This window comes from Caulobacter segnis (assembly GCF_031454995.1).
Lineage (GTDB): Bacteria > Pseudomonadota > Alphaproteobacteria > Caulobacterales > Caulobacteraceae > Caulobacter > Caulobacter segnis_E.
The window spans coordinates 188,070-214,113 of the sequence record NZ_JAVDRV010000008.1 but is presented as its reverse complement, the minus strand read 5'-3'; the positions used below and the strand labels follow the sequence as shown (position 1 = coordinate 214,113).

The 26,044-nt window shown below is 66.9% G+C and carries 21 protein-coding genes and 1 pseudogene; 3 read left to right on the top strand and 19 right to left on the bottom strand.

Features of this window, described 5'->3' with window-relative positions; translation table 11 throughout:
* From J2728_RS21145 to J2728_RS21135, 3 genes are all read right to left on the bottom strand, one after another.
* On the bottom strand, positions 1-433 hold a 433-nt coding region (locus tag J2728_RS21145), incomplete at its 3' end, for a PTS sugar transporter subunit IIA (protein ID WP_310002153.1).
* A 22-nt stretch (positions 434-455) separates the two neighbouring features.
* Complete coding sequence (locus J2728_RS21140) at positions 456-2,735, bottom strand: beta-N-acetylhexosaminidase (protein ID WP_310002152.1); 2,280 nt, start codon at positions 2,733-2,735, stop codon at positions 456-458.
* 146 nt (positions 2,736-2,881) lie between these two features.
* A complete protein-coding gene (locus tag J2728_RS21135; protein ID WP_310002151.1) occupies positions 2,882-5,548 on the bottom strand; it encodes a TonB-dependent receptor in 2,667 nt (888 codons plus the stop codon).
* A gap of 254 nt (positions 5,549-5,802) precedes the next feature.
* On the opposite strand from J2728_RS21135, the gene J2728_RS21130 reads away from it, so the two are divergent.
* Together J2728_RS21130 and nagA are read left to right on the top strand one after the other, a co-directional pair.
* Entirely contained in the window at positions 5,803-6,546 is a 744-nt protein-coding gene (locus J2728_RS21130; RefSeq protein WP_310002149.1) for a GntR family transcriptional regulator, read from the top strand.
* Entirely contained in the window at positions 6,546-7,682 is a 1,137-nt protein-coding gene (gene nagA / locus J2728_RS21125) for an N-acetylglucosamine-6-phosphate deacetylase (protein ID WP_310002148.1), read from the top strand. Before J2728_RS21130 ends, nagA begins: the two co-directional genes overlap by 1 nt.
* A 68-nt stretch (positions 7,683-7,750) precedes the next feature.
* Here nagA and J2728_RS21120 read toward each other — a convergent pair whose 3' ends face one another.
* The 13 genes and pseudogenes from J2728_RS21120 to J2728_RS21060 all read right to left on the bottom strand — a co-directional run bounded on the left by J2728_RS21120 (position 7,751) and on the right by J2728_RS21060 (position 20,685).
* Positions 7,751-10,579, bottom strand: coding sequence for a TonB-dependent receptor (locus tag J2728_RS21120; RefSeq protein WP_310002147.1), 2,829 nt, complete (start codon positions 10,577-10,579; stop codon positions 7,751-7,753).
* Positions 10,580-10,844: 265 nt separating this feature from the next.
* Positions 10,845-11,315, bottom strand: coding sequence for a chemotaxis protein CheE (locus J2728_RS21115; RefSeq protein ID WP_310002146.1), 471 nt, complete (start codon positions 11,313-11,315; stop codon positions 10,845-10,847).
* Entirely contained in the window at positions 11,312-11,914 is a 603-nt protein-coding gene (locus tag J2728_RS21110) for a response regulator (RefSeq protein ID WP_310002145.1), read from the bottom strand. The genes J2728_RS21115 and J2728_RS21110 overlap by 4 nt, the downstream gene beginning before the upstream one ends.
* 5 nt (positions 11,915-11,919) lie before the next feature.
* Positions 11,920-12,300 carry a chemotaxis protein CheU gene (locus J2728_RS21105; RefSeq protein WP_310002144.1) on the bottom strand — a complete coding sequence of 127 codons (381 nt, stop codon included), beginning with the start codon at positions 12,298-12,300 and terminating at the stop codon, positions 11,920-11,922.
* A 4-nt stretch (positions 12,301-12,304) separates the two neighbouring features.
* Complete coding sequence (locus tag J2728_RS21100) at positions 12,305-12,874, bottom strand: chemotaxis protein CheD (protein WP_310002142.1); 570 nt, start codon at positions 12,872-12,874, stop codon at positions 12,305-12,307.
* Complete coding sequence (locus J2728_RS21095) at positions 12,871-13,260, bottom strand: response regulator (protein WP_007675655.1); 390 nt, start codon at positions 13,258-13,260, stop codon at positions 12,871-12,873. The genes J2728_RS21100 and J2728_RS21095 overlap by 4 nt, the downstream gene beginning before the upstream one ends.
* Positions 13,261-13,264: 4 nt before the next feature.
* Positions 13,265-14,293, bottom strand: coding sequence for a protein-glutamate methylesterase/protein-glutamine glutaminase (locus tag J2728_RS21090; RefSeq protein WP_310002141.1), 1,029 nt, complete (start codon positions 14,291-14,293; stop codon positions 13,265-13,267).
* Positions 14,293-15,165, bottom strand: coding sequence for a CheR family methyltransferase (locus J2728_RS21085; RefSeq protein ID WP_310002140.1), 873 nt, complete (start codon positions 15,163-15,165; stop codon positions 14,293-14,295). The genes J2728_RS21090 and J2728_RS21085 overlap by 1 nt, the downstream gene beginning before the upstream one ends.
* On the bottom strand, positions 15,165-15,632 hold the full coding sequence (locus J2728_RS21080; RefSeq protein WP_310002139.1) for a chemotaxis protein CheW: 468 nt from the start codon (positions 15,630-15,632) through the stop codon (positions 15,165-15,167). Before J2728_RS21080 ends, J2728_RS21085 begins: the two co-directional genes overlap by 1 nt.
* A gap of 3 nt (positions 15,633-15,635) precedes the next feature.
* A complete protein-coding gene (locus tag J2728_RS21075) occupies positions 15,636-17,954 on the bottom strand; it encodes a chemotaxis protein CheA (protein ID WP_310002138.1) in 2,319 nt (772 codons plus the stop codon).
* 67 nt (positions 17,955-18,021) lie between these two features.
* Entirely contained in the window at positions 18,022-18,387 is a 366-nt protein-coding gene (locus tag J2728_RS21070; RefSeq protein WP_013080817.1) for a response regulator, read from the bottom strand.
* Complete coding sequence (locus J2728_RS21065; RefSeq protein ID WP_310002137.1) at positions 18,384-18,668, bottom strand: STAS domain-containing protein; 285 nt, start codon at positions 18,666-18,668, stop codon at positions 18,384-18,386. The genes J2728_RS21070 and J2728_RS21065 overlap by 4 nt, the downstream gene beginning before the upstream one ends.
* A pseudogene (locus tag J2728_RS21060) lies at positions 18,668-20,685 on the bottom strand (methyl-accepting chemotaxis protein). Before J2728_RS21060 ends, J2728_RS21065 begins: the two are co-directional and overlap by 1 nt.
* A gap of 300 nt (positions 20,686-20,985) precedes the next feature.
* On the opposite strand from J2728_RS21060, the gene J2728_RS21055 reads away from it, so the two are divergent.
* Positions 20,986-21,297, top strand: a complete 312-nt coding sequence (locus J2728_RS21055) for a hypothetical protein (protein ID WP_013080820.1) — start codon at positions 20,986-20,988, stop codon at positions 21,295-21,297.
* 149 nt (positions 21,298-21,446) lie between these two features.
* On the opposite strand, the gene J2728_RS21050 is transcribed toward J2728_RS21055, so the two are convergent.
* The 3 genes from J2728_RS21050 to J2728_RS21040 all read right to left on the bottom strand — a co-directional run bounded on the left by J2728_RS21050 (position 21,447) and on the right by J2728_RS21040 (position 25,984).
* Positions 21,447-23,102, bottom strand: coding sequence for a globin-coupled sensor protein (locus J2728_RS21050; RefSeq protein ID WP_310002136.1), 1,656 nt, complete (start codon positions 23,100-23,102; stop codon positions 21,447-21,449).
* Between the two features lie 197 nt (positions 23,103-23,299).
* A complete protein-coding gene (locus J2728_RS21045) occupies positions 23,300-24,448 on the bottom strand; it encodes an acyl-CoA dehydrogenase family protein (RefSeq protein ID WP_310002135.1) in 1,149 nt (382 codons plus the stop codon).
* Positions 24,449-24,553: 105 nt separating this feature from the next.
* Positions 24,554-25,984: an amino acid permease gene (locus tag J2728_RS21040; RefSeq protein WP_310002134.1), complete on the bottom strand. Its 1,431-nt coding sequence runs from the start codon at positions 25,982-25,984 to the stop codon at positions 24,554-24,556.
* Between the last annotated feature and the right edge of the window lie 60 nt (positions 25,985-26,044).

Below are 26,044 nucleotides of genomic sequence, written 5' to 3'. Positions count from 1 at the left end.
CGCCGGCCTCCACGGCCATGTCCTGGTCGCGGCGGACGATCTCGAAGGCTTCGGGATTGGTGACGACCACCGGGGTGATCAGGCTCTTGGCCCGCTGGGCCAGCAAATCCAGGTCAAAGCTGATCAGCGGCTGCCCGGCCTTGACCACCTGGCCCTCGCGCACGCGGGCCGTGAAGCCCTCGCCGCCCAGCGCCACCGTCTCCAGGCCCACATGCATCAGGATCTCGGCCCCGCACGCCGAGCGCAGCGTCACCGCGTGACCCGCCCGATGCGCCGACACCACAACCCCGTCGCACGGCGCCACCAACTCCCCGCCCAAAGGATCGATCGCAACCCCGTCACCCAGCATCCGTCCCGCGAACACCGCGTCCGGAACCTCCGACAACGACGCGATCCAGCCCTTCAAAGGTGATGCGAGAACGAGGTTGGACACGGGCTTAGGCTCTTCTTGAAAACTATTTCGCGGGCGTCAGGGTCACGCGGTCGATCGCCCAGAAGGGGTCGACGCTCTTGGCCGTGAAGCTCAGGCACAGATCGACCTTAGCCGGACGAGCGGGCAAACGGCCGACGATCGTGGACAGACCGGGATTTTTCGCCGCGTCGCCCAGCGGGATGGCGGCGATGCGCTCACCCGTGCAGCCGGCCCGCACCTCCAGCTCGCCGCCCGGCGTCGCGGGCGCGCGCCGCGGAATGCTGTCACGGTCGGCGCCGACCTGGAAGTTGAACGGAATCTGGCTGGCGCGCACGCTGAGGATCGCGCCCTTGGTCAGGTCGGCGCCCTCCCAGATCCAACAAGGATCGAGGATGTCGACGAACATCATCGCCCGCTGCTCGAAGGCGCGCGGGGCGTCGTCGATCATGGTCAGCGGCACCTTGTCCGTGCACAGCTTCAGCTGGGCGCTCAGGCGCGTGCGAAGGAGGGACGGCGCGAGGGTCCAGGATCGCTCGCGGCCCAGGGCCTGGCCGTCCAGGAAGGACTGGGCCTTCACCGTTGTTCCCGCCGGAAGGTCCAGCGCGCCGGCGTAAGGCGTCGAGGCCACGGTCGGCGCCTTGCCGTCGAGCGTGTAGCGGATTTCGCCGAGCCCGAGCCCCGTGGACAGCGCCAGCCGCGTCTTGCCCCCTTCGCCTTCCGACAGCGTCGGTTGCGGCTCGAACGGGACCGTGTTGGCGGCGACGCCCAGGATCTTCAGCCGCGCCATCTCGGCGGGCAGGCGACGGGCGAAATCGCTCCAGTCGGCGCCGCCCTCCGGAGTCCAGCCGCGCTCGGCCAGGGCCACGGCGCGCGGGAAGGCCATGGCCTGCATCCGCGCGTCGGTCTGCATGTGCTCGGTCCAGACATTGGCCTGGACGCCGAGGATGTGCCGGCGCTGGTCGGCGGTCAGTTGGGCCGGCGCCGGATCGAAGGCGTGAACGTCCTTCAGGCTGATCACCTTGCCCCGGCCGGTCGGCTCGTCGGCCGAGGTGCTCTGGCGGTTGTCGAGATAGAGCGTTGGATGGGGCGACAGCACCGTATCGTGGCCGACCTTGGCGGCGGCGATCGCCCCATCGATCCCGCGCCACGACATCACCGTGGCGTTGGGCGCCAGGCCGCCTTCCAGGATCTCGTCCCAGCCGATCAGGCGGCGGCCGCGCTTCTCCAGAGACTTGCCGACGCGCTGGATGAACCAGCTCTGCAGTTCGTGCTCGTCCTTGAGACCCAGCTCCTTGATCTTGGCCTGGATCTTATGGCTGGCCTTCCACTGGTCCTTGATCGCCTCGTCCCCGCCCACGTGGATGAAGGTCGAGGGGAAGAGGTCCATGACCTCGTTCAGCACGTCGTCGAGGAAGGCGAAGGTCGCGTCGTCGGTGTTGTAGAGCCAGGGGAAGACGCCCCAGTCGCCCATCTTCGACGCATCGGGCGGCGCCGAGCCAAGCTCCGGATAGGCGACGATCGGCGCCAGGGCGTGGCCGGGCGTCTCGATCTCGGGGACGATGGTGATGTTGCGGGCGGCGGCGTAGGCGACGAGGTCGCGGACCTGGTCCTGCGTGTAGAAGCCGCCGTACTTCGGATAGGCGCGCGCCGCGCCGGGGTCCGTCCGCCAGGCGCCGACCTGTGTCAGCTTCGGATACTTCTTGATCTCCAGCCGCCAACCCTGGTCGTCGACCAGGTGCCAGTGGAAGGTGTTCAGCTTGTGCGCCGCCATGGCGTCGAGCGTCGCCTTCAGCGTGGCGATCGACTGATAGTGCCGGGCGCTGTCGACCATCAGGCCGCGCCAGGCGAAACGCGGGGCGTCCTCGATGGCGGCGGCGGGAATGGCGACCGGGCCCTTCAAGTCGTTAGGCGTCGCGAGCTGCCACAGGGACATGGCGCCATAGAACAGGCCCGCGCGCTGGGCGGCGGCGATGGCCACGCCGCTCGGCGAGACGTCGAGCTTGTAGGCTTCGCCGGAAGGGCCCTCGCGCGTGAGGACGATCGCCGCCTCGCCGCCGGCGAGCGCGCCCTCGACGACGGTGGGGCGGAAGCCGCGGGAGCGCCGGATCAGATCGGCGAGCTGGTTGGCGACGCCTCGGGCCTCGATATCGCCCTTGGCGACGTGGATGCGCGTGGCGGCGGAAAGCTTGAAGGTCCCCTCGGCGCGGACCGCCTTGGCGGGCGCGGGGGTGAGGGTCAGATCGGCGGCGCCCGCCGGCGTGGCGAGGGCAGCGGCCAGGGCGAGGACCGAGACGGCGACGGTGTGAAGCGGGGTCAGGATCACGCGGCCTCGCGAGGAAACTTAAGACGGCAAAAAGGGGGCGAGGCGGCTGGACCGCCCCGCCCAATCTCCATGCTTGCAGTCAGGAGGGGATCGGATCAATGCGCCTGGACGGAAGCTCGGGACGCCCGAGCCCCCGCCCTGGCGCGTTAGAAGCTCACATTCAACGTGGCCTGGAGTTTGCGGCCCGTGCGGTAGACGCCGCGCGGCAGGGCCGTGGTGTTGGCGTAGGCGTAGTACTCGCTGTCCAGCAGGTTCTGCGCCGAGACCGAGGCGGTGATGTTCTTGGTCACCGCGTAGCCCGCCGTCACGTCCAGCGTCTTGGAGGCGCGGACGAACATGTTGTCGCCGCGGTCCACGCCCGTGAAGTACTTCGACCGCCAGGTGAACGTCGCCCGGGCCGAGAACGGGCCGTTCTCGTAGAAGGGGCTGACATTGACCTGGTTCTTCGAGCTGTAGGGCAGCGGCGCGCCGTCCTGGCCCGAGGCGTCGGCGTAGGTGTAGTTGGCCAGCAGGCCAAAGCCGTAGGCGTAGGTCTGCTGGTAGGCCAGGGCCACACCCTTGACCTCGGCCGAGCCCGCGTTGAACGGACGGCTGATCTGATAGGTCGTGACCTTGCCCTGCGACTGGTTGAAGTACGACTCGGGCTGCGTCCGCTGCAGGATGTAGTTCGAGATGTCCTTGTAGAAGACTTCCGCCGACAGGATGGCCTGGGGCTGGAAGTACCACTCGGCCGAGGCGTTGACGTTGCTCGACTTGTAGGGCTCCAGCGCCGGGTTGCCGCCGCCGCCGGTCAGGATGCCGTCCGACAGCCAGAAGTAGTTGGTCATGTCGGCGTAGTTCGGACGAGCGATCACCTGGGCCGCGGCGAAGCGGAACACGAGGTCCTCGCGCGCGTCGACGATGATGTTCACGCTGGGCAGGACGTTGTCGTAGCTCTTCTTGGTGACCTGCCAGGTCCAGTCCGCGGCCGCGTTGCACGGCGCGCCCGGCTTGCAGACATAGCCGGCGCTGTTCACCGAGGTCTTCACATAGCGGACGCCGAAATTGCCGCGAATGTTGTCGGCCTTGAAATTGGCCTGGGCGTAGGCGGCGTCGATGTCTTCCTGGATGTTCCAGTTGCCGGCCGTGAACTCGGCGGCCGCGAAGATCGAGGGCTGGGGCAGGGACGCGCCCGCCGGCAGCCACTTTCCGCTCTGGACGTAGTCGACCATCGAGGGACCGCTGATCCGGAAACGGTTCTTCATCTGGTCGCCGACGCCGTCAAAGCCCTTCAGATAGTTGCTGGGGACTTCGCTGGGGCTGAACAGGGAGGCCGGCGCGGCGACGCCGGTGATGGCGATGCCCGCGTATTGCTGGCCGGTCTCGTGTTCACGACGCTTGTAGCCGACCTGCACGCGCTGAAGGACCCCGTCGAAGTCCTTGCCGAGATCGATCTGGGCGTACTTCTCCTCGTCGGAGGTCGGCTTGGAGACCAGGTTGCCGCTCCAGCCCGGATCGGTCGCGAAGGCGGCCGGATTGCCCATCACATTCGTCGTATAGGTCAGGCTGCCAGCGCTCTTGGGCGCGCCGCTGATGTCGACGGTGTAGTTGGCCCAGTTGAGGAACTCGAGGAACACCTGGCGCTTGGTGCCGCCGTCGGCGGTCGACTTGCCGATCTCGCCCGAGAGGTCCCAGCCCTCGCCCTTATAGCCGCCTTTCAGGTGGTAGGTGTCGGACTTGAGCTCGGCCTCGCGATACTGGACGTCCAGCACCGAGAGGGCGTTGTTGAACGAAGCCTTGGTGACGACGCCGTTGTTGACGGTGAGATCGGTCAGGGCGCCCAGGCTGTTCCAGGTGTTGCCCTGGAAGGCGTACATCGACTGGTTGGTGTTGTCGTAGTCCGCCTTGATCTTCAGCCAGTTGAACTCGAACGACAGGGCGTCGGTCGGCTTCCACTGCAGGGCCGTGGTGTAGGTCGTCCGCGTGCGGTCCTGCTCGAAATAGGAGGCACCGAAGGCGTTCGGGCTACGGGCCGTCAGGTTCGAGGTCAGGGTCGTGGCGCAGGCGCCGGTGCAGCCCTTGGTGCGCGAGTCGACCGGATTGTCGGGATTGCCGCCGGCCCACTGGTTGGCGGCGATGGTGCCGTAGCTCTCGACGCCGTCTCGGCGCAGCTGGTCCTCGGCGCGCTGGACCGAGAAGCTGGCGCCGAAGGTCTGGTCGGCGTTCTTCCAGCTGACCAGCAGCGAGCCTTGGGCGTCGCCCTTCTTGGAGCGGTCGTTATAAAGATAGCTCACCGCGCCAGCGATCAGACCGGACTTCAGGTCCAGGGGCTTGCGGGTGTTGACGATGACGGTGCCGCCGATGCTGCCTTCGTCGATGCGCGCTTCGGGCGACTTGTAGACGTCGACCTTGCCGACGATCTGCGGGGCCAGGAGCGCATAGTTGAAGGTGCGGCCGGGGGAGTCGAGAATGAACCAGTCAGCGGAGGCGACGGTCTGGCCGTTGAGCAGGGTGCGGTTCAGCGCCGGATCGGTGCCCAAAATGCTGACCTTCTCGCCTTGACCAAAGGCGCGGTCCACGGTGACGCCCGGGACGATCGTCAGGGCTTCGGCGACGTTGGCGCTCGGAAACTTGCCGACGTCCTCGGCGGTGACGACATCGATGATGGCGTCGGCGCGGCGCTTGGATTCGATGGATTGCAACAACGAGGCGCGGATGCCGGTGACGACCACCTGATCGACGGCGTTGCTATCTTGCGCCAGGGCCGGCGCGGCGGCCACGACGGCCATGGCGCTGACGGACGCGGCCAGGACGGACTTGTGGAAACGTTTCATACTCGGCTTCTCCCCATTATGCCGGGCCTTGGACCCGGAGCCGAACCCCAAGCCCAATCTGGTACCAATTTTCTGGGAGGATCCGCAGAAATGGGTACTTCTCAGGCCTCGGGAGAGAACTGTGACGGAAATTTTTCGGATGACAAGGCCAAAAAGAAACCAATTGCGGACCAGGTTGTGATTGGTATGAAAATGGTCATAAGCTACCAAGACGGGCGGAGGGCGCCGTCGATTTGCGCGGAGGGGGCTGGGCGATGACATTCGCGGAACGGATCGGCGGGCTCGGCGCCGCCGACGATCACGCCCCGCTCTACAAGCAGCTGCAGCGCGCGCTGCGCGAGGCGATCCACAAGAAGGTGCTGGGCCCCGACGACGCCCTGCCGGCGGAACGGGACCTGGCCGACGAGTTCAAGATCTCGCGGATCACCGTGCGCAAGGCGTTGGACGGTCTGGTCAGCGAGGGCCTGCTGACCCGTCGTCAGGGCGCGGGCACCTTCGTCGCCGCGCGAGTCGAGAAGAGCTTCTCCAAGCTGTCGTCCTTCACCGAGGACATGATCGCGCGCGGGCGCGTCCCGCGCAGCGAATGGATCAGCCGCAGCGAAGGTCAGGTCACGCCCGAAGAGTCGCTGACCTTGGGCCTGTCGCCGGGGACGCCGGTCTATCGCTTCGCCCGGATCCGCTACGCCGACGGGTCGCCCATGGCGGTGGAGTACACGACGATCGCCGCCTTCGCCCTGCCCTCGGTCGACGCGGTGGCTGTCTCGCTCTACGAGGCGCTGGAGGCCACCGGCCATAGGCCGGTGCGCGCCCTGCAGCGCTTGCGGGCGGTGTTGTTCGCCGCCGAACAGGCCGATCTGCTGGGCGTTCCGCCCAAGGACGCGGGCCTGCTGATCGAACGGCGCGGCTTTCTGAAGGACGGCCGAGCGGTGGAGGTCACCCAGTCCTACTACCGCGGCGACGCCTATGACTTCGTGGCCGAGCTGAACGCCCTGAGCTGATGTTGGTCGCGCTTATCAATGGCCGGGTGCTGACGCCGGCCGGCGTTGTCGACGGCCACGCCGTCCTCGTCGAGGGCGGCAAGGTCGCCGCCTTGGTTCCGATGGCCGAGGTCCCCGCGGACGCCGAGCGCCAGGACCTGGCCGGCGGCCTGCTGGTCCCCGGCTATATCGACACCCAGGTCAATGGCGGCGGGGGCGTTCTGTTCAACGACGCGCCCACCGTGGAGACGATCGCCGCGATCGGCGCGGCCCACCGCGCCTATGGCACGACCGGCTTCCTGCCGACCCTGATCAGCGATGACCTGGATGTGGTCGATGTCGCCCTGCGGGCCACCGAGGCCGCCATCGAGCGGGGCGTGCCCGGCGTGCTGGGCGTCCATATCGAGGGGCCCTTCCTGAACCCCAAGCGCAAGGGCATCCACGACGAGGCCAAGTTCCGGGTCATCGACGAGGACGCCATCGCCCTGCTCTCCTCGCTGAAGCGCGGCAAGCTCTTGCTGACCCTGGCCCCCGAGCGGACCACGCCCGAGATCATCGCCCGCCTCTCGAAGGCTGGCGTGATCGTCGCCGCTGGCCACACCAACGCCCGCTACGAGACCATGCGTCAGGCCATCGATCATGGCCTGAGCGGCGTCACCCACCTCTTCAACGCCATGTCGCCGCTGACCAGCCGCGAGCCCGGCGTCGTCGGGGCGGTGCTGGAGAACCAGAGCGTCTGGGCCGGGATCATCGTCGATGGCCGCCACGTCGATCCGGTCACCCTGAAGATCGCCCTGCGCGCACGGCCTCTGGACCGGTTCATGCTGGTCACCGACGCCATGCCGACGGTGGGCATGGTCGACAAGCGCTTCATCCTGCAGGGCCGCGAGATCACCGTCCGCGACGGCGTCTGCGTCGACGACGCCGGCACCCTGGCCGGCTCGGACCTCGACATGGCCGCCGCCGTCCGCAACGCCGTGGCGACGCTCGACCTCTCCCTGGCCGACGCCGTCATGATGGCCTCGGCCGCTCCCGCCGCGTTCCTGGGCCTGGCCCACCAGCGCGGCCGGATCGCCCCCGGCCTCGCCGCCGACTTCTGCCTGCTAGACGACGACCTCAACGTCGCGAAAACCTGGATCGACGGCTCCGTCGTCTAGACCCAAGACGTCAAAGAAAAAGGCCGCCAGTCACCCGGCGGCCTTCCTGTCCATGCCTCGCGGCGGGACTACATCTTATAGCGGACCCCGAACATGATGGTCCGCCCGAAGTGGTTGTACTCGTAGTTGCGATTGGCTTCGAGGTCGGTGAAGCGGTCGCGGTACTCGTCCGTCAGGTTCACGCCTTCCAACGAGACTTCCATTTGGTCGGTCACGCGAAAGCGCATCGACGCATCGACGTTGACCGAGCTGTTGTAGCCCTCGAACACGTTGCCGGTGTCGCTGGCGGCGTCGGTGTAGCCGCTACGATAGGCGACCGAGGCGCGCGCGCTGAACTTGTCGCCCTCATAGTAGAGCGTCGCGTTGAAGGCGCGCTTGGACAGGTCGAACAGGCTCGAAGACTCGTCACGAGCGACGAGCTGCGGGAACGACAGCTGTGCGTTCGTCGTGGGATTGCGAGGATCGGCGACGGTGGCCGCGCCATTGACCCGGTAATTCACGTTGGAATCGACCAGGGTGACGTTGGCGATACCGCCGAACTTCGACCAGAAGCCCGGCAGGAAGCTGAACGGCCCCTGCACCGCGAACTCAACGCCCTTTAGCGAAGCGCCCTTGCCGTCGATCGTCGTGCCGATCGTCCAGGGCCGCGCCTCGGGATTGGCGGCGGCCGGGGAGCTGGCCAGGATCAGCGACAACGGCAAGCCGGTCGACGCATAGGTGCCTTGGACCGACGTGGAGAGCGGGAAGCTCGCGATGTCCTTCTTGAACAAGGCGACCGAGAAGATCGACTCGCGGGCGAAGTACCATTCCACCGCCGCGTCATAGGCCTTGGCCCGATAGGGCTTCAGCTGCGGATTGCCGGTGGTGATGCGGTAGTTGAAACCGTCCACCGAGCCACCCGGCGTCAGGTTGCCGAGGTTGGGACGGGTCATGACCTTGGCGGCAGAGGCGCGGACGATCACCTTGTCCATCGGATAGAGCACCAGATTGGCCGCCGGCAGCCAGTCGTCGTAGGTGCGATCCACGGTCAGGTTCTGGCCGCTGTTGAGGCCGGTCGAGGACTGCTCGGTCTTCACGTATCGAACGCCAGCGTTCAGCGCATAGTCGAGATCGCCGATGCGGCTCTTCACATCCATCTGCACGAAGGCGCCGGTGTCCTTCTCGGTGACCGAGCGGGTGTTGCCGGCCTGAACGAGCAGCGGGCGCTGGTACAGGTTGATCAGCGCGGTGGCGGCCTGGAGGTTCGGCGCGGCCCAGCTGGTGGTCGTGCCGGCGGGAGCTTCCGCGCCCTTCAGAGAGAAGTTCGTGGTGAGCGCCGAGGTGACCGGCGCGCCATAGGTCCCGGCCGCGCAGGTGAAGGCCGCGCAATAGCTGGAGTCGCGGGCCCCTTCACGCAGGTCGAGGTCGAACTGACGGAACACGGCGCCGGCCTTCAGGGTCACGGCGTCGGTCATCGCCCAGTCGCCGTTCAGGCCGAAGGTCTTGAACTTGTTGGTGTTGTTCGACGGGCGGTCGCGGAACTCCGCGAACTGGAAATTCGTCGGATCACTGATGCTGGTGCCGAAGGCCAGCACCGGCTTCTTCATGTTCGTATAGTCGTAGCTGTAACCAGCCGCGTCACGATCGTCGAAGATGATCGTCGTCTCGTACGGGATGTCGGCGTCCGACTTCGAGAAGCCCGCCAGCCCTTGAATCTTGAACCGGTCCGAGAACTCGTGCGTCAGGTTGGCGCTGAGCTGGTGGAAGGTCGTGTCCAGCTTGCGCTCGTAATGCTCCAGGCGGACCCAGGCGTTGTCGAACGTGCCCTTGATCAGGTTGTTGTCGCCGTCGATCGTATAGTCGCGAACGCTGATCGAGCGCTCGTTCGAGCGGAACAGGACCTCGGCCCACTTCTCGTTCCGGACGGCGCTGTACTTCGAATAGAGACCGTCGATCGAGAGCTTGGTGCGATCGGTCGGGGCGAACTGCAGGCTGCCGGTGACGCCCAGGCGCTCACGGTCGTGGTTCACCTCGCCATAGCGCGGAATGCGCGGGTGGAAGGCCAGGGCGACCTGGTCGCACGCAGCGCTCGGCACGTAGCTGCCGCCCGAATTCTGGGCGGTGAAGCAGTTGGTCGTTCCCACGCGGTTGAAGCGGGCTTGCGACCAGCGAACCGTGTTGTTCGTCGACTCGATCTGGTTCTGTTGCGAATAGGCCGCCGACACCGACGCGGCCCAGAAGCCGCTCGGGGCGCGGTAGTTGATCAGGCCCGCCACGCGCGGACCCAGGTCCTTGCTGAGGCTGTTGTACTGGCCCTGCGCGCTGAGGGCCATGGTGAAGCCGTCCTTGCCGCGCATGGGATTGCCGGTGTTCAGATCGACCACCGCGCCGAGCGAGCCTTCGTCGAGCGAGGCCTCGGCGGTCTTGTGCACGACCAGCGAGCTGAACAGCTCGGAGGCGAAGACGTTGAAGTCGAAGCCGCGCTCGCGATTGGCGCTGGCGCCGTCGGCCGTCGTGGCCACCGCTTCCATGCCGTTGACGCGCACACGGGTGAAACGCGAGCCCAGGCCGCGGACGGTGATGGCGCGACCCTCGCCGCCATCGCGGACGATCGAGATGCCAGGCACGCGTTGCAGCGATTCAGCGAGGTTCTGGTCGGGGAACTTCGCGATGTCTTCGGCGACGATCACATCGACCGAAGAAACGGAGTCGCGCTTGACGTTCAAAGCCGCGTCCAGCGACTTGCGGAAGCCAGTGACGACGACTTCCTCGACCACGGCCTCCGCCGGATCGGCGGCCTGCGCCGCCGGAGCGGTCTGCGCCATCGCGCCGCCGGCCATCATCAGGGTCAGGGTCAGGGCGCCGCTCGAGACGCCGTACCGAAGGGCGCGCGCGCGCCCCGTGAGATTCTTGGACATATAGCCTCCTCCCGTGTCGACCATAGGCGCCTGCGCCCTTGTCTGGCCTTTGTTCCGCTTCGCGACCTTCCCTCGCGAACGAGCCCCAGCCGGTAAGTCTTAGTTTTTGTCACCGGTGTCAGTAGTGAACTTAGTTTTTTGACACCGGTGGCATAGTGCTAACAAAGGCTGTCGCGCGCCACAAGGCCGCAATATGGCCACGGATCCCGGAACGCGACGCGCCGTTGCGTTTCCGACACATAGCAACGTTCGGAGAACCCGGGCCTTACGCCTCTTCGGGACGGTAGTTGCTGACTTGATAGAGGCCCTGAAGCATGGCCTCGCGCTGATCGACGGGCAGCAGGGCGCCGTGGGCCCGCAGAAGACGGAGGGCGTCGATATGGACATCGACCGCGTCCCAGCGCCAATAGCCGGCGCCTTCGCAGCTGTCGACCAGGGTGCAAAGCGACACCGCCGCCTTGTCGATCCCCGCGTCGGACACGAAGGCGCTGACGTCGATGATCCGCGACCCGAGCACGTAGAGGCCCTCGTAGGCCTCGGAGACCCGCTCGGGCGTATCCTTGCCGAAGCGGCGCTCGATCTCGGCGATGGCCTCGTCGAGCGCGGCCATGGACGACTCGCGCAGGCTCTCCACCCCGGCCTCGGCGGCGGCGATGGCGTCCTTGGCCATGATCCCGCCGCGCTCCTTGATCAGCGCGGTCAGGCGGTTGGGGGGGCGAAACTTGCGGACTTTCATATCTGCACCTTGGCTGGGCGCATCAGGTTTGCGATTTCGTCGTCGGACATGTTGGGCGTCTGCGCCTCGCCCACCTCCGGCGGAAGGTCGTCCTTGCGCCGCCCGTCCGTGCCCGGAGGCGGCCCTTCATGCTTGAAGCGCCGATCGGGCCCGACATAGGTGTCGCATTCGATGAAGGCGCGATCCTCGCGCGCCACCCAGAAGATGCGTTCCAGCAGCACCTTGGGCGTGATCGGCTTGGCCACCATGAAGTTCGCCCCGGCGTCCCGCACCTTGAAGATCTGCGATGTGCGGGTGTGACCGGTGACCAGGATGACCGGAATGTAGCGATTGGTCTCGCCCCCTTCCCGCCGAAGCCATTGAATGAACTCGATGCCGTCCGTGGTCGGCATCTGCACGTCGCTGATGATCAGGTCGAAGGTCTTGGTGCGGACCAGGGTCTGAGCATCGGCGACGCTTTCGGCGCGGAGCAATTGCTTGACGCCGAAGCCCGAGACAACCTGCGACAGAATGTCCAGCGACGGACCATTGTCGTCCAGCACGAGCACCGTCGCCCGCTCGAGATTGATCCGTGTCGAGGGGAGAAGCGCGTCGCTCATAGGCGCTAGAAGAAATCGAGCTCGCCAGCGACCTGGCGTTCCTCGGTCTGCTCCTCGGCGCGCAGCCTCTGGGCCATATCCGACAGCCCAAGACCGTTCAGGACCGGCGTGATCGACATGCTCCATTCGCCGGAGGCGTGATGACCGATCCGCTCGAGCACTTCCGAAAGTCCGTGCAGCCGCTGGCTCAGCTCGTCGAGAGCCTGCAGCCTCGCCAAGTTCTCGATCGTGGCGCCGCCGTGAGCGAGATCCCCGGCGAGGTGCTCGCAGTCCCGACAGATCGCCGCGGCCGACGCCAGTTCCGCCGCCAGACGACGCGAAAGCTCACCGATCGCGAGATGCTCGGTGGTTTCCGTCGTCGAAGTCGGAAGCGGCGAAGGTTGCATGCGATCAGAACAGGTCCACGTCGCCGCTGGAGGCGGCGGGCATCGGGGCGGGCGCGGGACGACGAACGTCCTGCGGCGCGTTGTCGACGGCCACCAGGCGCTGACGGACGCGGCCCGAGGCCGGCCAGAACTCGACCCGACGCGCGGAGACGCCGCCCGTGCTGGACGAGACGATCGGAATGCCTTCGTCGCGCAGGAAGCGCTCGGCGAACGCGGAATTGCTGGCGCCGACGTCCGAGAGGCCGTCGAACAGCTTGGCGCCGCCGAAGATCTTGGCTTCGAGCCGTTCGCGGCGAGCGCCCTTCTTCAGCAGCTCGTTGATCAGCAGTTCCATGGCGTAGGCGCCGTAGCGGACCGCGTCCCCGCCGGTCCCACGTCCGTCACCGGAATCGGGCAGCAGGAAGTGGTTCATGCCGCCGACGCCGGACTGCGGGTCGCGGATGCAGGCGGCGATGCACGAGCCCAGCACCGTGGTCATCACCACGTTGGGGTCGGTCGTCACGTGGCTCTCGCCCTGGGTGACGTGAACCTTGATCGCGCGCTCGGTGTCTTCGGAGGGATGGGGGTGCGTCATGTCAGCTGTCCGAACACCTGTTCGATCTTGTCGCGCAGTCCCTGGACGGTGAACGGCTTGACGCAATAGTTGTTGACGCCGAACTGCACCGCGCGCTGGACCAGTTCGCGGTCGGCGCGACCGGTGAGCATGACGAAGGCCGTCTGGCGGATCGGCGGGTGCGAGCGCACCGCGCGGAGCAACGCCAGACCGTCCATCTTCGGCATGTTGAAGTCCGAGATGACCAGATTGGCCGGCTTGGCCAGGAGGTTCTTCAGAGCCTCCTCGCCGTCCGGCGCCTCACGGATGTCCTTGAAGCCGATCTGTTGCAGAGCATTGCGGATCAGCGCCCGCATGGTCAGCTGGTCGTCGACGACAAGAACGGAGATGGTGCTTGCTTGTGGCATGGGTTCAGCGCCTCGCCGAGGCCAGATCAAGAATGGACTGGCCCATGGAGGACAGGGAAACCTGTTTCTCCACCGCGCCAATTTCGAAGGCGGCTCGAGGCATGCCGTAGACGACGCAGCTGGCCTCGTCCTGGCCGAGCGTGCGCGCGCCGGCCTTGCGCATCGCCAGAAGGCCCTGGGCTCCATCGCGGCCCATGCCGGTCAGGATCACGCCGACGGCCTTGTCGCCGACCGCCTGGGCGACCGAGTTGAACAGCACATCCACCGAGGGGCGGTGGCCGCTGACCGGATCGCCCTGGACCAGGCGGCAGCGCAGCCCCGCCGATCGAACGACTTCTAGGTGCGTCGCGCCGCCGGGGGCCACGTAGACCTTGCCGGGCTCCAGCATGGCGCCGTCCGAGGCTTCGGTGACCTTGGCGCCGCTGGCGCGATCGAGCCGGGCGGCGAAGCTGGCGGTGAAAGTCGCCGGCATATGCTGGGTGATCACGGTCGGCGGGCAGGTCTCGGGGAACTGCTGCAGGATCGACAGCAGCGCCTCGACGCCGCCGGTCGAAGAACCAATCGCGAGCAGATCGCCCGAAGGCACGTAGTCCTTGCGCGGCGCTCGAGCCGGCGCGGCGTCGGCCTTGGTGCGCACCGAGGCGCGCGCCGCGGTCTTCACCTTGGTGACGATCTCGGCCAGGGCTTCCTGGGTGCCCGTCGCGTCCGCCGGCTTGCCGACGCAGTCCACCGCGCCCAGTTCCAGGGCCCGCAGCGTCATTTCCGCGCCGGCCTGGGTCAGGGTCGAGACCATGACCACCGGCATCGGCCGCAGGCGCATGATCTTCTCGAGGAACTCAATGCCGTTCATGTTCGGCATCTCGATGTCGAGCGTGACGACATCCGGGTTCAGCGTCTTGATCATCCCCCGGGCTTCGAAGGGGTCGCCGGCCCCGCCGACGACCTCGATCTCGGGATCGCGGTTCAAAGCGGCGGAAATCAGGCTCCGCATCGTGGCGGAGTCATCGACGACGAGTACACGGATCTTAGCCATTAGCGGCCCACCTTTCTGTAGGCGGTTAGACCGCAGCTTTCGAACGCGGTCACGGAAGCGCCAACGCGCTCGGAGTGGCCGACATAGAGCCGGCCGCCAGGAGCGACGAGCGGCGCGAAGCGGCTCCAGACGCGTTCCTGGGTAGGTTCATCGAAGTAGATCACGACATTCCGACAGAAGATGGCGTCGAACGGACCTTTCATAGGCCACGACGGACCGTTGAGATTTAGTTCCCGGAAGGCCACGAGGCTGCGAGCGGCCTCGCAGACCCGCCAGGCGCGGCGATCGCTGGCGTCGCGCTCGAAGAACTGGGTCCGGGTCGCCGCGGGGATGCCCTCCAGCAGGCTCTCGTCGTAGACGGCGGCCCGGCCGGTCGCCAGGACGTTGGTGTCGATGTCCGTGCCCAGGATCCGGATGTCCAGGTCCGCGGCGTTCGGCCACACCGACAGCACGGTGAAGGCCATCGAATACGGCTCCTGGCCCGACGAGGAGGCCGCGGACCACAGGCGCAGGCGACGACCGGCGCGCACTTGGTCGGCGATCGGCTCCAGCACGTTGACGCGCAGGTCCTCGAAGTGGTGAGGCTCGCGGAAGAAGCGCGTCACGTTGGTGGTCAACGCCCGAAGCATCTCCTGGCTCTCGTCGCCGCCCTTCTCGCTGGCCACGAAGGCGCAGTAGTCGGCGAACGAGCGAAGGCCCAGGGCGCGCAGGCGCTTGGCCAGCCGCGAATAGACCAGCGTCGCCTTGCTGTCGGGCAGGCTGATGCCCGCCAGATCGTAGAGCAGGGCGGCGATGCGCTTGAAATCTTGGTTGGTGAAGGCGAACTCGCCGTCGACGAGGGCGTCGCGTTCGGAAAGGGCTGCGGAGGTCATCAGGCGGCCATCGCCTCCCGTTCCGGCAGGATGCGGTCCAGCGAGATTTCGCTGATCATCCGGCCCTCGATTGAGATAATGCCCCGCACGAAGTTGCGGACCGTGTCGCAGGCCATGTCCGGCGTCGGCTGCACCATGTCGTCGTTGATCGACAGGATGTCCGACACCGCGTCGACCAGCAGGCCGACGGTGCGATCCGCCGCCTTCACGACGATGAAGACGCTGCGGACGGTCGGCTCCAGCACCGGCATGCCCAGGCGGCAAGCCAGGTCCATGATCGGCAGCACCGCGCCGCGCAGGTTGATGACGCCGCGCATGAAGCCGGGCGATTGGGGAAGCGTCGTCGCCGGGCTCCAGCCGCGGATCTCACGGACAGCCATGATGTCGACGCAGTACTCTTGGTCGCCCACGCGGAAGGAGATCAGTTCTCGGCGTTCAGCGCCGATGGCGGTGGCATGGTCTGTCATGACTTACTCCGCGGCGATGAGGGTGGGTTCGGGGGGACGAGGCGCGCCGCCTTCACGACGCCGCATGGCGATCGTGGCGTCGACGTCGAGGATCAGGGCCACGCGGCCGTCACCCAGGATGGTCGCGGCGGCGACGCCCTCGACCTGCTGGTAGTTCTGTTCCAGCGACTTGATGACGACCTGGCGTTGCCCGTGAATGGCGTCGGCCACCAGGGCCGCGCGCGAACCGTCCTCGCCCTCGACCAGCAGCACGACGCCGTCGGTCGGATGGGGGCTCTCGTCGCGGTAGCCCAGCGTCAGGCCAACGTCGATCAGCGGCACGAAGCTGTCGCGGACGGCCAGCACCGAACCGACCGGGCCCAAGGGACGAACCTCTTCCGGCTTCGGGCGCAGGCTTTCGACGATGGCGGCCAGCGGCACGACCAGGGTCTCGCCGGCGACGTCGACCACCATGCCGTCCAAGACGGCCAGGGTCAGCGGCAGGCTCAGCGTGAAGGTCGAGCCCTGGCCCGGACGCGAGGTGATCGAGATCCGGCCGCCCAGGGCCTGGACCGAGCGCTTGACCACGTCCATGCCGACGCCGCGGCCCGACACGTCCGAAATCTTGTCGGCGGTCGAGAAGCCCGGCAGGAAGATCAGGTTGTCGATCTCTTCGTCGGTCAGCTGCAGGTCGGGCGCGATCAGGCCCTTCTTGACGGCGATCGAGAAGACGCGTTCGCGGTTGATGCCCTTGCCGTCGTCGGAAACCTCGATGACGATCCGGCCGCTGCGATGCAGCGCGGCCAGGCGGACCATGCCTTCGGGGTTCTTGCCGGCGGCCTTGCGCTCATCGGGGCTTTCCAGCCCGTGGTCGATGGCGTTGCGCAGCATGTGGGTGATCGGTTCGGCCAGACGCTCGATGACCGTCTTGTCGACCTCGGTGTTTTCACCGTCCATCACCAGGCGAGCCTGCTTGCCGGTCATGTTGGCGACTTCGCGGACCAGGCGCGGCATGCGCTGGAACACCGACTTCACCGGCTGGGCGCGGATGGCCATGACGCTGTCCTGGATCTCGCGCGTCAGCTGTTCCAGCTCGTCGAGGCCCATGGCCAGGTTGGAGGACGGGGCGATGCCATATTCGCCGACGCGCTGCGCCAGCATGGCCTGATTGATGACCAGCTCGCCGACGAGGTCGATCAGGCGATCGATCCGTTCCGGGTCGACGCGGATAACCGACTGGCCCGGACCGGGCACTTCGACTTGAGCGGCCTTGGCCGGCGCGGCGCCAGCGGCGGGCGCGGCGGCTTTCGGCGCTTCGGCGACAGGAGCGGGCGCCGGCGCCGGAGGCGGGGCCTCGACGGGCGCGGAAACTTCGACGGCGGGCGGCGCGGGCGGGGGCGCCTCGACCGCCATCGGCTCGGGAGCGGTGGGCGCCTGAACCTCGGCGGCGGCGATGTCGCCGCCGCTGATCAGGGCGGCCAGCTGCTCGACCGTGGCCTCGCCGCGAATGATGTCGAGGTCGCAGTCGCCGTCGACGAATTCGAAGACTTCGCGGATGGCGGTCTCGTCTTCTTCCGTCTCGACGCGGACGTTCCAGGTCACGTAGGCCGCTTCCGGATCCAGCTCGTCGAGCAGGGGCAGGTGGCGGTCGTCCAACGTGGCCTTGATGGGTCCGAGCCGGCTCAGCTCACGCAGCAGCAGAGCCGTCTCGTTGGCCTTGCGGTAGAGATCGGACTTCGGACGGATCGAGACCGTCCAGACATGCTCGGGCGCCAGTTCGGCGTCGGCCGCCTGGGCCTCCACCGTGATGGTCTGGGGCACGAAGACGAAGCCGAGGTCATCCTCTTCCATCGCGTCGTCGTCAGCCGCCGCGGGGGCCGCGGGAGCTTCGACGGGCGCTTCGGCGGCGGGAGCATCGGCGACCGGAGCGGCAGCGGCGGCCGGAGCCGGGTTCGCGGCCGGATCGGTCCAATGCGCCAGTTCGGCGGCCATGGCGGCCGAGGCGGCCATATCGACATCGCCCAGGCCGCGCGCGGCGCTGACGTGGTCGGCCAGGATGTCGGAGGCGCGCAGCAGGACCGCGGCCAGTTCGATCGTGCTGGGCACGGCGCCGGAGCGCACGGAGTCCAGCAGGGTCTCGAACACGTGGGCGAAGCGCACCAGCGGCTCAAGGCCGAAGGCGCCGGCGCCGCCCTTGATCGAGTGGACGGCGCGGAACACGGCGTTGACCGTCTCGAGGTCGCCGGACCCTTCCTGCATGGCCAGGAGACCGCCCTCGAGGTCGGCGAGGAGCTCCTCGCATTCCTGGAAGAAAGTGACCTTGATGGCCTCTAGCTCGTCCATTTCCCGTACGTCCTAATTCGCGTCTAGCAACGGGTATTCAAATCAAAGCAGCGGAGTACTCGCCCGATCAGGCGGCGACGCGGCGGATGGCGTCGACCAGCTTTTCCGGGTTGAAGGGCTTCACGATCCAGCCCGTCGCGCCGGCCTCGCGGGCCCGCTGCTTCTTGGCCGGGTCGCTTTCGGTGGTCAGGACCAGGATCGGGATGGCGCGATAGTCGTCGTCGACACGCACCGCCTCGATGAAACCGAAGCCGTCCAGCTTGGGCATGTTGATGTCGGTGATGATCACGTCGGGACGGTGGGCCGAGAGGACCTCGAGCCCATGCTCGCCGTCGACGGCCTCGACCACGTTGAAGCCAGCGCCGGCCAGGGCCATGCGCAGCATGTCCCTCATGGTGCGGGAGTCGTCGACCGTAAGAACCGTCTGCGTCACGATTCAGCTCCTTGGAATTCCGCCGACAGGAGCGCCTTTTCAGCGCCAAACAGACGGGTGGTTTCTACGAAGGCCTCGGAAGGCCCCTTGATGGAAAAGGATTGACCGTCTTGGTCCCAGGCCTTGCGGGCCGCCAGGAGGACCTGCAGGCACAGACCGCCGAAACGGCGCACCTGGTCGGCCTCGATCTCGATCGGCGCGCCGCGGCGAGCCAGGAGCGCGGCCTTCAGAGGGACCGCGGCCTTCAGGTCCAGATTTTCAGGCAGCGCGATGGCGGCCATTAGAATTCCTCCCAACCTTCCGTGACGGGGGCTTGAGCGACCGCCGCCGAACCGTTGCTCCGGCCCGGACGGGCGAAGGTGTTCAGACGGGCCTGCTGCTCGGCCACCGGGTTGCGCGCCGGAGCGTGCTGAGCCGCGTCGGCGACGGCCGGGCGGGAATAGGACGAGGCGGCCGCGCCCACTTGGAAGCGGGCCATCAGGCGAACCAGTTCGGCGGTCTCGCCCTTCAGCGAGTGCGTCGCGGCGGTCGACTGTTCGACCATGGCGGCGTTCTGCTGAGTGACTTGGTCCATCTGGTTCACGGCCGTGTTGACTTCGTTCAGACCGGTCGCCTGCTCCGCGGCGGAGGCCGCGATCTCGGTGACCAGGGCGTCGATCTCACCAACCTTCGTGACGATCCGCTGCAGCGCTTCGCCGGTCTGGCCGACCAGGCTGACGCCTTGGCTGACTTGCTGGGTCGACGAGGAAATCAGGGTCTTGATCTCCTTGGCGGCCTCGGCCGAACGTTGCGCCAGGGCGCGGACTTCCTGAGCCACGACGGCGAAGCCGCGACCCGCCTCGCCCGCCCGCGCCGCTTCGACGCCGGCGTTCAAGGCCAGAAGGTTGGTCTGGAAGGCGATCTCGTCGATCACGCCGATGATCTGGCTGATCTGGCCCGAGCTCTTCTCGATCTCCCCCATGGCGGAGACTGCCTGATGCACAACCTGGCCGGAATGCGTCGCTTCGCCACGGGTGGTGGAGACGACGTCCGAGGCCTGGCGGGCGCCCGAGGCCGTGCGACGAACAGTCGCGGTCAGTTGGTCGAGGGCGGCGGCGGTTTCTTCCAGGCTGGCGGCCTGTTGTTCGGTGCGGCGCGACAGGTCGTCGGAGGCGTGGGCGATCTCGTCGGCGCCGGTGCGCAGGCCGTCGGTCGAGGCGGCGATGACCTTCATCGTCTCCTGCAGCGAGCCCATGGCGGCGTTGAAGTCGTCCTTCAGCTTGCGATAATCGCCGGGGAACTCGGCGCTGACGCGGAAGGTCAGGTCGCCCGAGGCCAGCTTCTCCAGGCCCTCGGCCAGGCTGGTGACCACGAGGGCGCTTTCCTGGGCGGCGGCGGCGGCGGCGGCTTCCTTGGCGCGGCGCTCGTCCGCGGTCAGGGCGGCCGACTTCTCCTGCTCGGCGCGCAGCTGCTCAAGGTGCAGCTGGTTGTCACGGAAGACCTTCAGGGCCGAAACGATGGCGCCGAGTTCGTCGCCGCGCGTCAGCTTCTCGAGGTCGATCTTGTTGTCGCCCTTGGAGAGCTTGTCGGTGGCGCCGGCGATGTCGTTGATCGACTTGCGGGTCGTCATCACGGTCAGGAAGGCCAGGGCGCCGACGGCGGCCAGGGTGACCAGCGACAGGATGATCGTGATGCTCATCGCGGCGGTGGCTTCGGCCTGACGCTTGGCCGTCTCCTTGGCCACGCGCGAGTTGGCGGCGGCGACCACCTGGTCGAGCACGCCCGTCATCTTGGCGTATTGTTCTTCGAACGGGGCGATGAAGCCGGCGGCCATGCCGAAGTCGACGCCGATCATACCGCTGACGGTGTCGATGGCGCTGCGGCATTCCTCGAGCGACTTGATCAGTTCGTTGATCTTGGGCTGCTCGTCGGCCGGCAGCTTGCTCTTCAGAGCGACCAGATCCTTCTTGACCGCGTCCGTCTCGGCCAGAACGGCGGCCATGCGCGCGTCGTTCTTGTCGACGTCGATATTGCCGGCCTTGTGGGTCATGACGACGAACAGCTCGCCGTTGATGTTCGATATGCGCTTGGAAATCTTCTGGATCTCCATGTTCTGGCGCATGTCGTTCTCGACGACCTGCTTCAGCGCGGCCGACTGGCTCTTTTGAACAATGATGGCTCCGCCGGCCATCAGGGCCAGCATGAGCAGCGCGAAAGCCGGCGCGAAGCCGATCTTAATGATCAACGGCAGATCGACGAGACGAAGTCGTTTCATCGTAGGTCCCCTCCAACCAACGGCCCGTGCCCACGGGTCGCCAAACTGAGAGGAGATAATCCAGATAGAGTCCTAACAGACTCTGACTTGGTTAAAAGGAATTCGAGATAAATGCGCCCGAAAGCCTCGAAATGGGCGTTTGGTCGCAGCGTCCGCGAGCGCGATTCTAAGGAGCGCCTCGACTAGCAAAGGCTCGCGGCGCTGTAGACGCCATGGTTACCTGGAAGTAAATCTCGAATATTCTTATGAGACTTAGAATATATTAACCGCCCCATGAAAGTTTGCTCCCGCGACCAGTTGGCGCATCGTCCGCAGGACGTGGAAACACTACTAGGAGCAGCGGGATGAAATATCCGATCGCTATTGCCGCGGGAATCGCCGGCAGCTTTTTTGTCGCCCAAGCCGCCACGGCCGCTGGTGGCTTCGAAGACCAGATGGGTCGTTGCCTGCAGCAATTCGCGAACACCCGCGACGCCGCCCAGGTGATGCTGGAGTGCAATGCCGCCGACGGCAAGCTGTCCGACTGCAAGGTCGTCGACAATAGCGCCGCGGGCAAGGGCTTCGACAAGGCCGCCATGTGCATCGCCGAGAAGCTCCCGATGGGCGCCAAGACCGGCACCGTGAAGGTTCCCTTCCGCTTCCCGGGCGGCGCGTAAGCGTCGCCTAGATCGGAGAGCCGGCGCGCGGGCGTCGCTCACGAAGCTGGAAATCAGAACGCCCTCGCCGATCGCTCGGCGAGGGCGTCTTGTTGCGCGCTGACCTGACGCGAAACGGGGACGGCCCATTCCGCGCGCCCGCTCTCCCTCTAGAATTCTTCCCATTCTTCCTTGGCGGCGGCCGCCGCGCCGCCTCGCGCGATCGGCGCCGAGGCGCCGGGGCGGCTCGCCGGACGCTGAGCCGGCGCGGCGCGCGGCGCGGGCGCTCGCGGCGCCGCTAACCGCGGGGCCGGCGCGGCGGACCGGCCGGAGATCGAGAAGGTCGCGACCTGACTGGCCAGCTCGGCGGTCTGGCTCTTCAATGAGTGGGTGGCGGCCGTGGTCTGCTCCACCATGGCTGCGTTCTGCTGGGTCACCTGGTCCATCTGGTTGACGGCCGTGTTGACCTCCGAAAGGCCGCGGGCCTGATCGTGCGACGAGGCGGAGATCTGGACGATCAGCTGGTCGATCTCGGCGACCTTGCCGACAATGCCCTGCAAAGCCTCGCCCGTCTGCCCCACCAGGCCCACCCCGGCCTCCACCTGCTTGGTGGAGGCGCCGATCAGGGCCTTGATCTCCTTGGCCGCCTCGGCGGAGCGCTGGGCCAGGGCCCGGACTTCCTGCGCGACGACCGCGAAGCCCTTGCCGGCGTCACCGGCGCGAGCCGCCTCGACGCCGGCGTTCAGGGCCAGGAGGTTGGTCTGGAAGGCGATCTCGTCGATCACCCCGATGATATTGCCGATCTCGCGCGAGCTGGTTTCGATCTCGCCCATGGCGGCCACGGCCTGATCGACGACGGCGCCGGAGCGCTCGGCCTCGGCCTTGGCGCCGGCAACCACGTCCTGAGCCTGGTTGGCGCCGTCGGCGGCGCGTCGGACGGTCTGGGTGATCTCGTCCAGCGCCGCGGCGGTCTGCTCCAGACTCGCGGCCTGTTGCTCGGTACGCCGCGCCAGATCATCGGCGGCGATGCTGATCTCCTCGGTCCCGGAACGGATGCCGTCGGTCGCCGCGCTGACACCGCCCATGGCCTGGTCCAGCAGGTTGACCGCGTTGTTGAAGTCGTCCTTCAGCTTCTGGAACTCGGCCGCGGCCTCGATATCGAGCCGCGACCTCAAATCGCCCTTGGCGAGACGATCCAGCGCTTCTCCGAGCGCGGCGACCATCCGCGCCTGACAGGCCTGGGTCTCGCGCTGCTCGGCTTCAAGTCGCCGGCGGTCGTTGTCGATGGTCTCGAGATAGATCGAAATGGCGAAGTCCATGTCCAGCAAGACGGCCTTCATCAAGGCGCTTAGCGCTTCACCGGCCTCGGCCGCGCCGCCTCTGCTGATGAAGCCCTTGGGCCAGACCGACTCCAGAACCGAGCGGATCAGGTGATCGCTGACCACCGCATAACCGCCGATATACCAACGCGGCTCGAGCCCGATGCGGGCGTGGGTCTCGCCGATGGCGCGAACGGCGCGGACATAGTCCTCGCTGAACTCGGCCTGGACGATCCCGTCCCAGTGCGCCTGTTGGCGACCGCTGGCGGCCGCCATGTGCTGATCGTCCTTGAAGAACTTCCGCGTCTCGGGGACGGCCGCGACCTTGGCGTAGAACGCCGCCAGGGCCGGTACGATCGCCTTGCCGACGACAGGTCTCAGATCGCGCAAGGCCGCGCGGGCCTTGTCGTCGATCCCCATGAACGCCACTCGCTCATTGATCGCGTAATCGTGGCCCATGGCCTTGTTTCCATCTGCTGGATGCAGCGGGAAGGCTCGTGGCGGCATGCTTAACGACGCCTTAAATATTCGCGCCAGACGTGCGTCAGGATGCCGCCCTATCCCACATGGCAAGCCCCAACCCACTCTCGGGTGGGTCAACCACGAATCCAAGCTTGGCAAGAGATTCGCGTCTCGCCATGCGACCGTCGGCCGCATCCTGGCGATCAGATCGCCGCGGCGAACCGCCACACGTCCAAAGCCGATCAGCCGCCTTGCTTCAGCGTCTCTCTGGCGACGATCAGTTGCTGGATCTGGGTCGTGCCCTCGTAAATCCGGAAGATGCGCACGTCCCGATACAGACGTTCGATTCCATAGTCGGCGACATATCCCGCGCCCCCGAAGATTTGCACCGCGCGGTCGGCGACCCTGCCGACCATCTCCGAGGCGAACAGCTTGCTGGCGGCGGCTTCCAGCGTGACCCCGACCCCGGCGTCGCGCTTGCGGGCCGTCTCCAGCACAAGAGCCCGCGCGGCCAGGGCCTCGGTCTTGCTGTCGGCGATCATCGCCTGGATCAGCTGGAAGTTGGCGATCGGCTGGCCGAATTGCTTGCGCTCGGAAGCATAGGCCACGCAGTCGGCGATCAAGCGTTCGGCCACGCCCACGCAGACGGCGGCGATGTGCAAACGACCGCGATCCAGCACCTGCATGGCGACCTTGAAGCCCTCGCCCTCGGCGCCGAGGCGGTTCTCGACCGGCACCCGGACATTGTCGAAGGTCACATCGTGGATGTGAGCGCCCTGTTGGCCCATCTTCTTCTCGGGCTTGCTGACCGAGAGACCAGGAAGATCACGCGGGACCAGAAAGGCGGATACGCCGCCGCCGCCCTTCATGTCGGGATTGGTGCGGGCCATCACCGTGAACAGCGACGCCTTGCCGGCGTTGGTGATGTAACGCTTGGACCCGCTCAGCACGTAGGCGTCGCCGTCCAGCGTGGCGCGCGTCCGCACCGCGCCGCTGTCCGAACCGGCCTCGGGCTCGGTCAAGGCGAAGGAGGTGATCACCTCGCCGGACGCGACGCCCGGCAGCCACTTGGCCTTCTGGGTGTCGTCACCGAACATCACGAGGCCCTGGCTGCCGATGCCGACATTGGTGCCGAACACCGAGCGGAAAGCGGGCGAGGCGCGGCCCAGCTCGATGGCCACCAGCGCCTCGTCCTCCATGCCAAGGCCCAGGCCGCCGTATTCTTCCGGGATCGAGAGACCGAACAGGCCGAGCGCCTTCATCTCCTCGATGACGTCGGCGGGCACGGCGTCGTCCTCGGCGACCTTGGCCTCGATCGGACGCAGCCGCTCGGCGACGAACCGAGCCACCGTGTCGATCAGCTGCTCGCGGGTCTCCAGGTCGAGGGCCATGCGCGTTTCTCCCATTGTCCAGCGCCCTCGCTGGACGCGAGAGCGTGTCAAACATCTGTTTTGACCGGGACTGTAGCGATGGCGCCCGAGAATGGAAGCCTTCCCCTACGCGCCTTTCGAAGCTTTCTCCGCCTGCGCCAGAACGCTCTTGCGGACGCCATAGGCCAGATAGATCGCCGCGCCGATCAGGTGGGCGTAGAAGAAGTAGACCTGGGTCTTCACCGGCAGGCTGATGAACAGATAGAGGCAACCCAGGATGCCGGCGGGCGCGACGACCTGCCAGATCGGCGTGGAGAAGACGCGCGGCCGATTGGGCTCGCGCAGGCGCAGCACGATCACCGACGCGCCGACGGCGATGAAGGCCCACAGCGTGCCGGCGTTGGCCAGCTCGGCGATGTCCTTCAGCGACAGCAGGCCCGACAGCACCGCCGAGAGCGCCCCGGTCAGCAGGGTCATCATCACCGGCGTGCCGGTCTTGGCGTTCACCCGCGACAGCGCGCGGGGCAGCAGGCCGTCGCGCGCCATGACGAAGAAGATCCGGCTCTGGCCATACATGAATGCCAGGATCACGGTCGGCAGGGCGATCACCGCCGCCAAGGCCACCAGTTGAGCGATCTTGGGGTGCTGAAGGCTCTCCAGGATGAACACCAGCGGCGCCTCGCTCTTGGAGAACACCTCGGCGCGCGAGGCGCCGATCGAGACGGCGGCGACGATCATGTAGATCGCCGTGCAGACGGCCATCGAGCCGACGATGCCAATGGTCAGGTCGCGCTTGGGGTTCTTGGTCTCCTCGGCGGCGGTCGACACCGCGTCGAAGCCGTAAAAGGCGAAGAAGATCAGGCTGGCGGCCGCCATCACGCCGATCTTCACCCCGTCGGGGCCGGGCGCGGCCGAGAAGCCATTGGGCATGAACGGCGTGAAGTGGCTGGCGTCGAAGGCCGGCAGACACAGGACGACGAAGACGACCAGAGCGGCGATCTTCACCGCCACCAGAAACATGTTGACCACCGCGCTCTCGCGGGTGCCAAGCGCCAGCAGGCCCGCCACCGCCATAGAGATGATCACGGCCGGCAGGTTGATCAGGCCGCCGGCATGCGGTCCGGCCAGCAAGGCGTCCGGAAAGCCCATGGCCTTGAACAGGCCATGGGCGTGGGCCGACCAGCCCACGGCGACGGCCGCGCAGACCAGCGTGTATTCGAGGATCAAGCTCCAGCCGACGAACCAGGCCACCGGCTCGCCCATGGCCGCGTAGCTGTAGGTGTAGGCGCTGCCCGCCGCCGGCATCATCGTCGAGAGCTCGGCGTAGCAGAGGGCGGCGCAGGCGCAGACCGCGCCGGCGATCAGGAACGACAGGATGACGCCAGGACCAGCCAGCCCAGCGCCGATGCCGGTCAGGGTGTAGATGCCTGTGCCGACGATCGCGCCGACGCCCAGGGCCATCAGATGCGGCCAGCTCAGGGTCTTTTTCAGTTGATGGCTGTCCGCGTGTCCCGCGGTGATGGTGTCGATGGCCTTTCGGCGCGTCCAGAAGCTCACTTGGGGTCCCTCCGACTCATGGAGGCGACCATGGAGTCGGTTTCGTGCTCCGCCAAGCCT

Coding starts and splice junctions, on each gene's coding strand:
- J2728_RS21080 (WP_310002139.1), bottom strand. CDS start 15,632: ATGACAGACCATGCCACCGCCATCGGCGCTGAACGCCGAGAACTGATC.
- J2728_RS21065 (WP_310002137.1), bottom strand. CDS start 18,668: ATGGCCGCCATCGCGCTGCCTGAAAATCTGGACCTGAAGGCCGCGGTC.
- J2728_RS21090 (WP_310002141.1), bottom strand. CDS start 14,293: ATGGCTAAGATCCGTGTACTCGTCGTCGATGACTCCGCCACGATGCGG.
- J2728_RS21130 (WP_310002149.1), top strand. CDS start 5,803: ATGACATTCGCGGAACGGATCGGCGGGCTCGGCGCCGCCGACGATCAC.
- J2728_RS21100 (WP_310002142.1), bottom strand. CDS start 12,874: ATGACGCACCCCCATCCCTCCGAAGACACCGAGCGCGCGATCAAGGTT.
- J2728_RS21050 (WP_310002136.1), bottom strand. CDS start 23,102: ATGCCGCCACGAGCCTTCCCGCTGCATCCAGCAGATGGAAACAAGGCC.
- J2728_RS21095 (WP_007675655.1), bottom strand. CDS start 13,260: ATGCCACAAGCAAGCACCATCTCCGTTCTTGTCGTCGACGACCAGCTG.
- J2728_RS21075 (WP_310002138.1), bottom strand. CDS start 17,954: ATGGACGAGCTAGAGGCCATCAAGGTCACTTTCTTCCAGGAATGCGAG.
- J2728_RS21135 (WP_310002151.1), bottom strand. CDS start 5,548: ATGAAACGTTTCCACAAGTCCGTCCTGGCCGCGTCCGTCAGCGCCATG.
- J2728_RS21115 (WP_310002146.1), bottom strand. CDS start 11,315: ATGAAAGTCCGCAAGTTTCGCCCCCCCAACCGCCTGACCGCGCTGATC.
- J2728_RS21085 (WP_310002140.1), bottom strand. CDS start 15,165: ATGACCTCCGCAGCCCTTTCCGAACGCGACGCCCTCGTCGACGGCGAG.
- nagA (WP_310002148.1), top strand. CDS start 6,546: ATGTTGGTCGCGCTTATCAATGGCCGGGTGCTGACGCCGGCCGGCGTT.
- J2728_RS21055 (WP_013080820.1), top strand. CDS start 20,986: ATGAAATATCCGATCGCTATTGCCGCGGGAATCGCCGGCAGCTTTTTT.
- J2728_RS21105 (WP_310002144.1), bottom strand. CDS start 12,300: ATGCAACCTTCGCCGCTTCCGACTTCGACGACGGAAACCACCGAGCAT.
- J2728_RS21045 (WP_310002135.1), bottom strand. CDS start 24,448: ATGGCCCTCGACCTGGAGACCCGCGAGCAGCTGATCGACACGGTGGCT.
- J2728_RS21110 (WP_310002145.1), bottom strand. CDS start 11,914: ATGAGCGACGCGCTTCTCCCCTCGACACGGATCAATCTCGAGCGGGCG.
- J2728_RS21120 (WP_310002147.1), bottom strand. CDS start 10,579: ATGTCCAAGAATCTCACGGGGCGCGCGCGCGCCCTTCGGTACGGCGTC.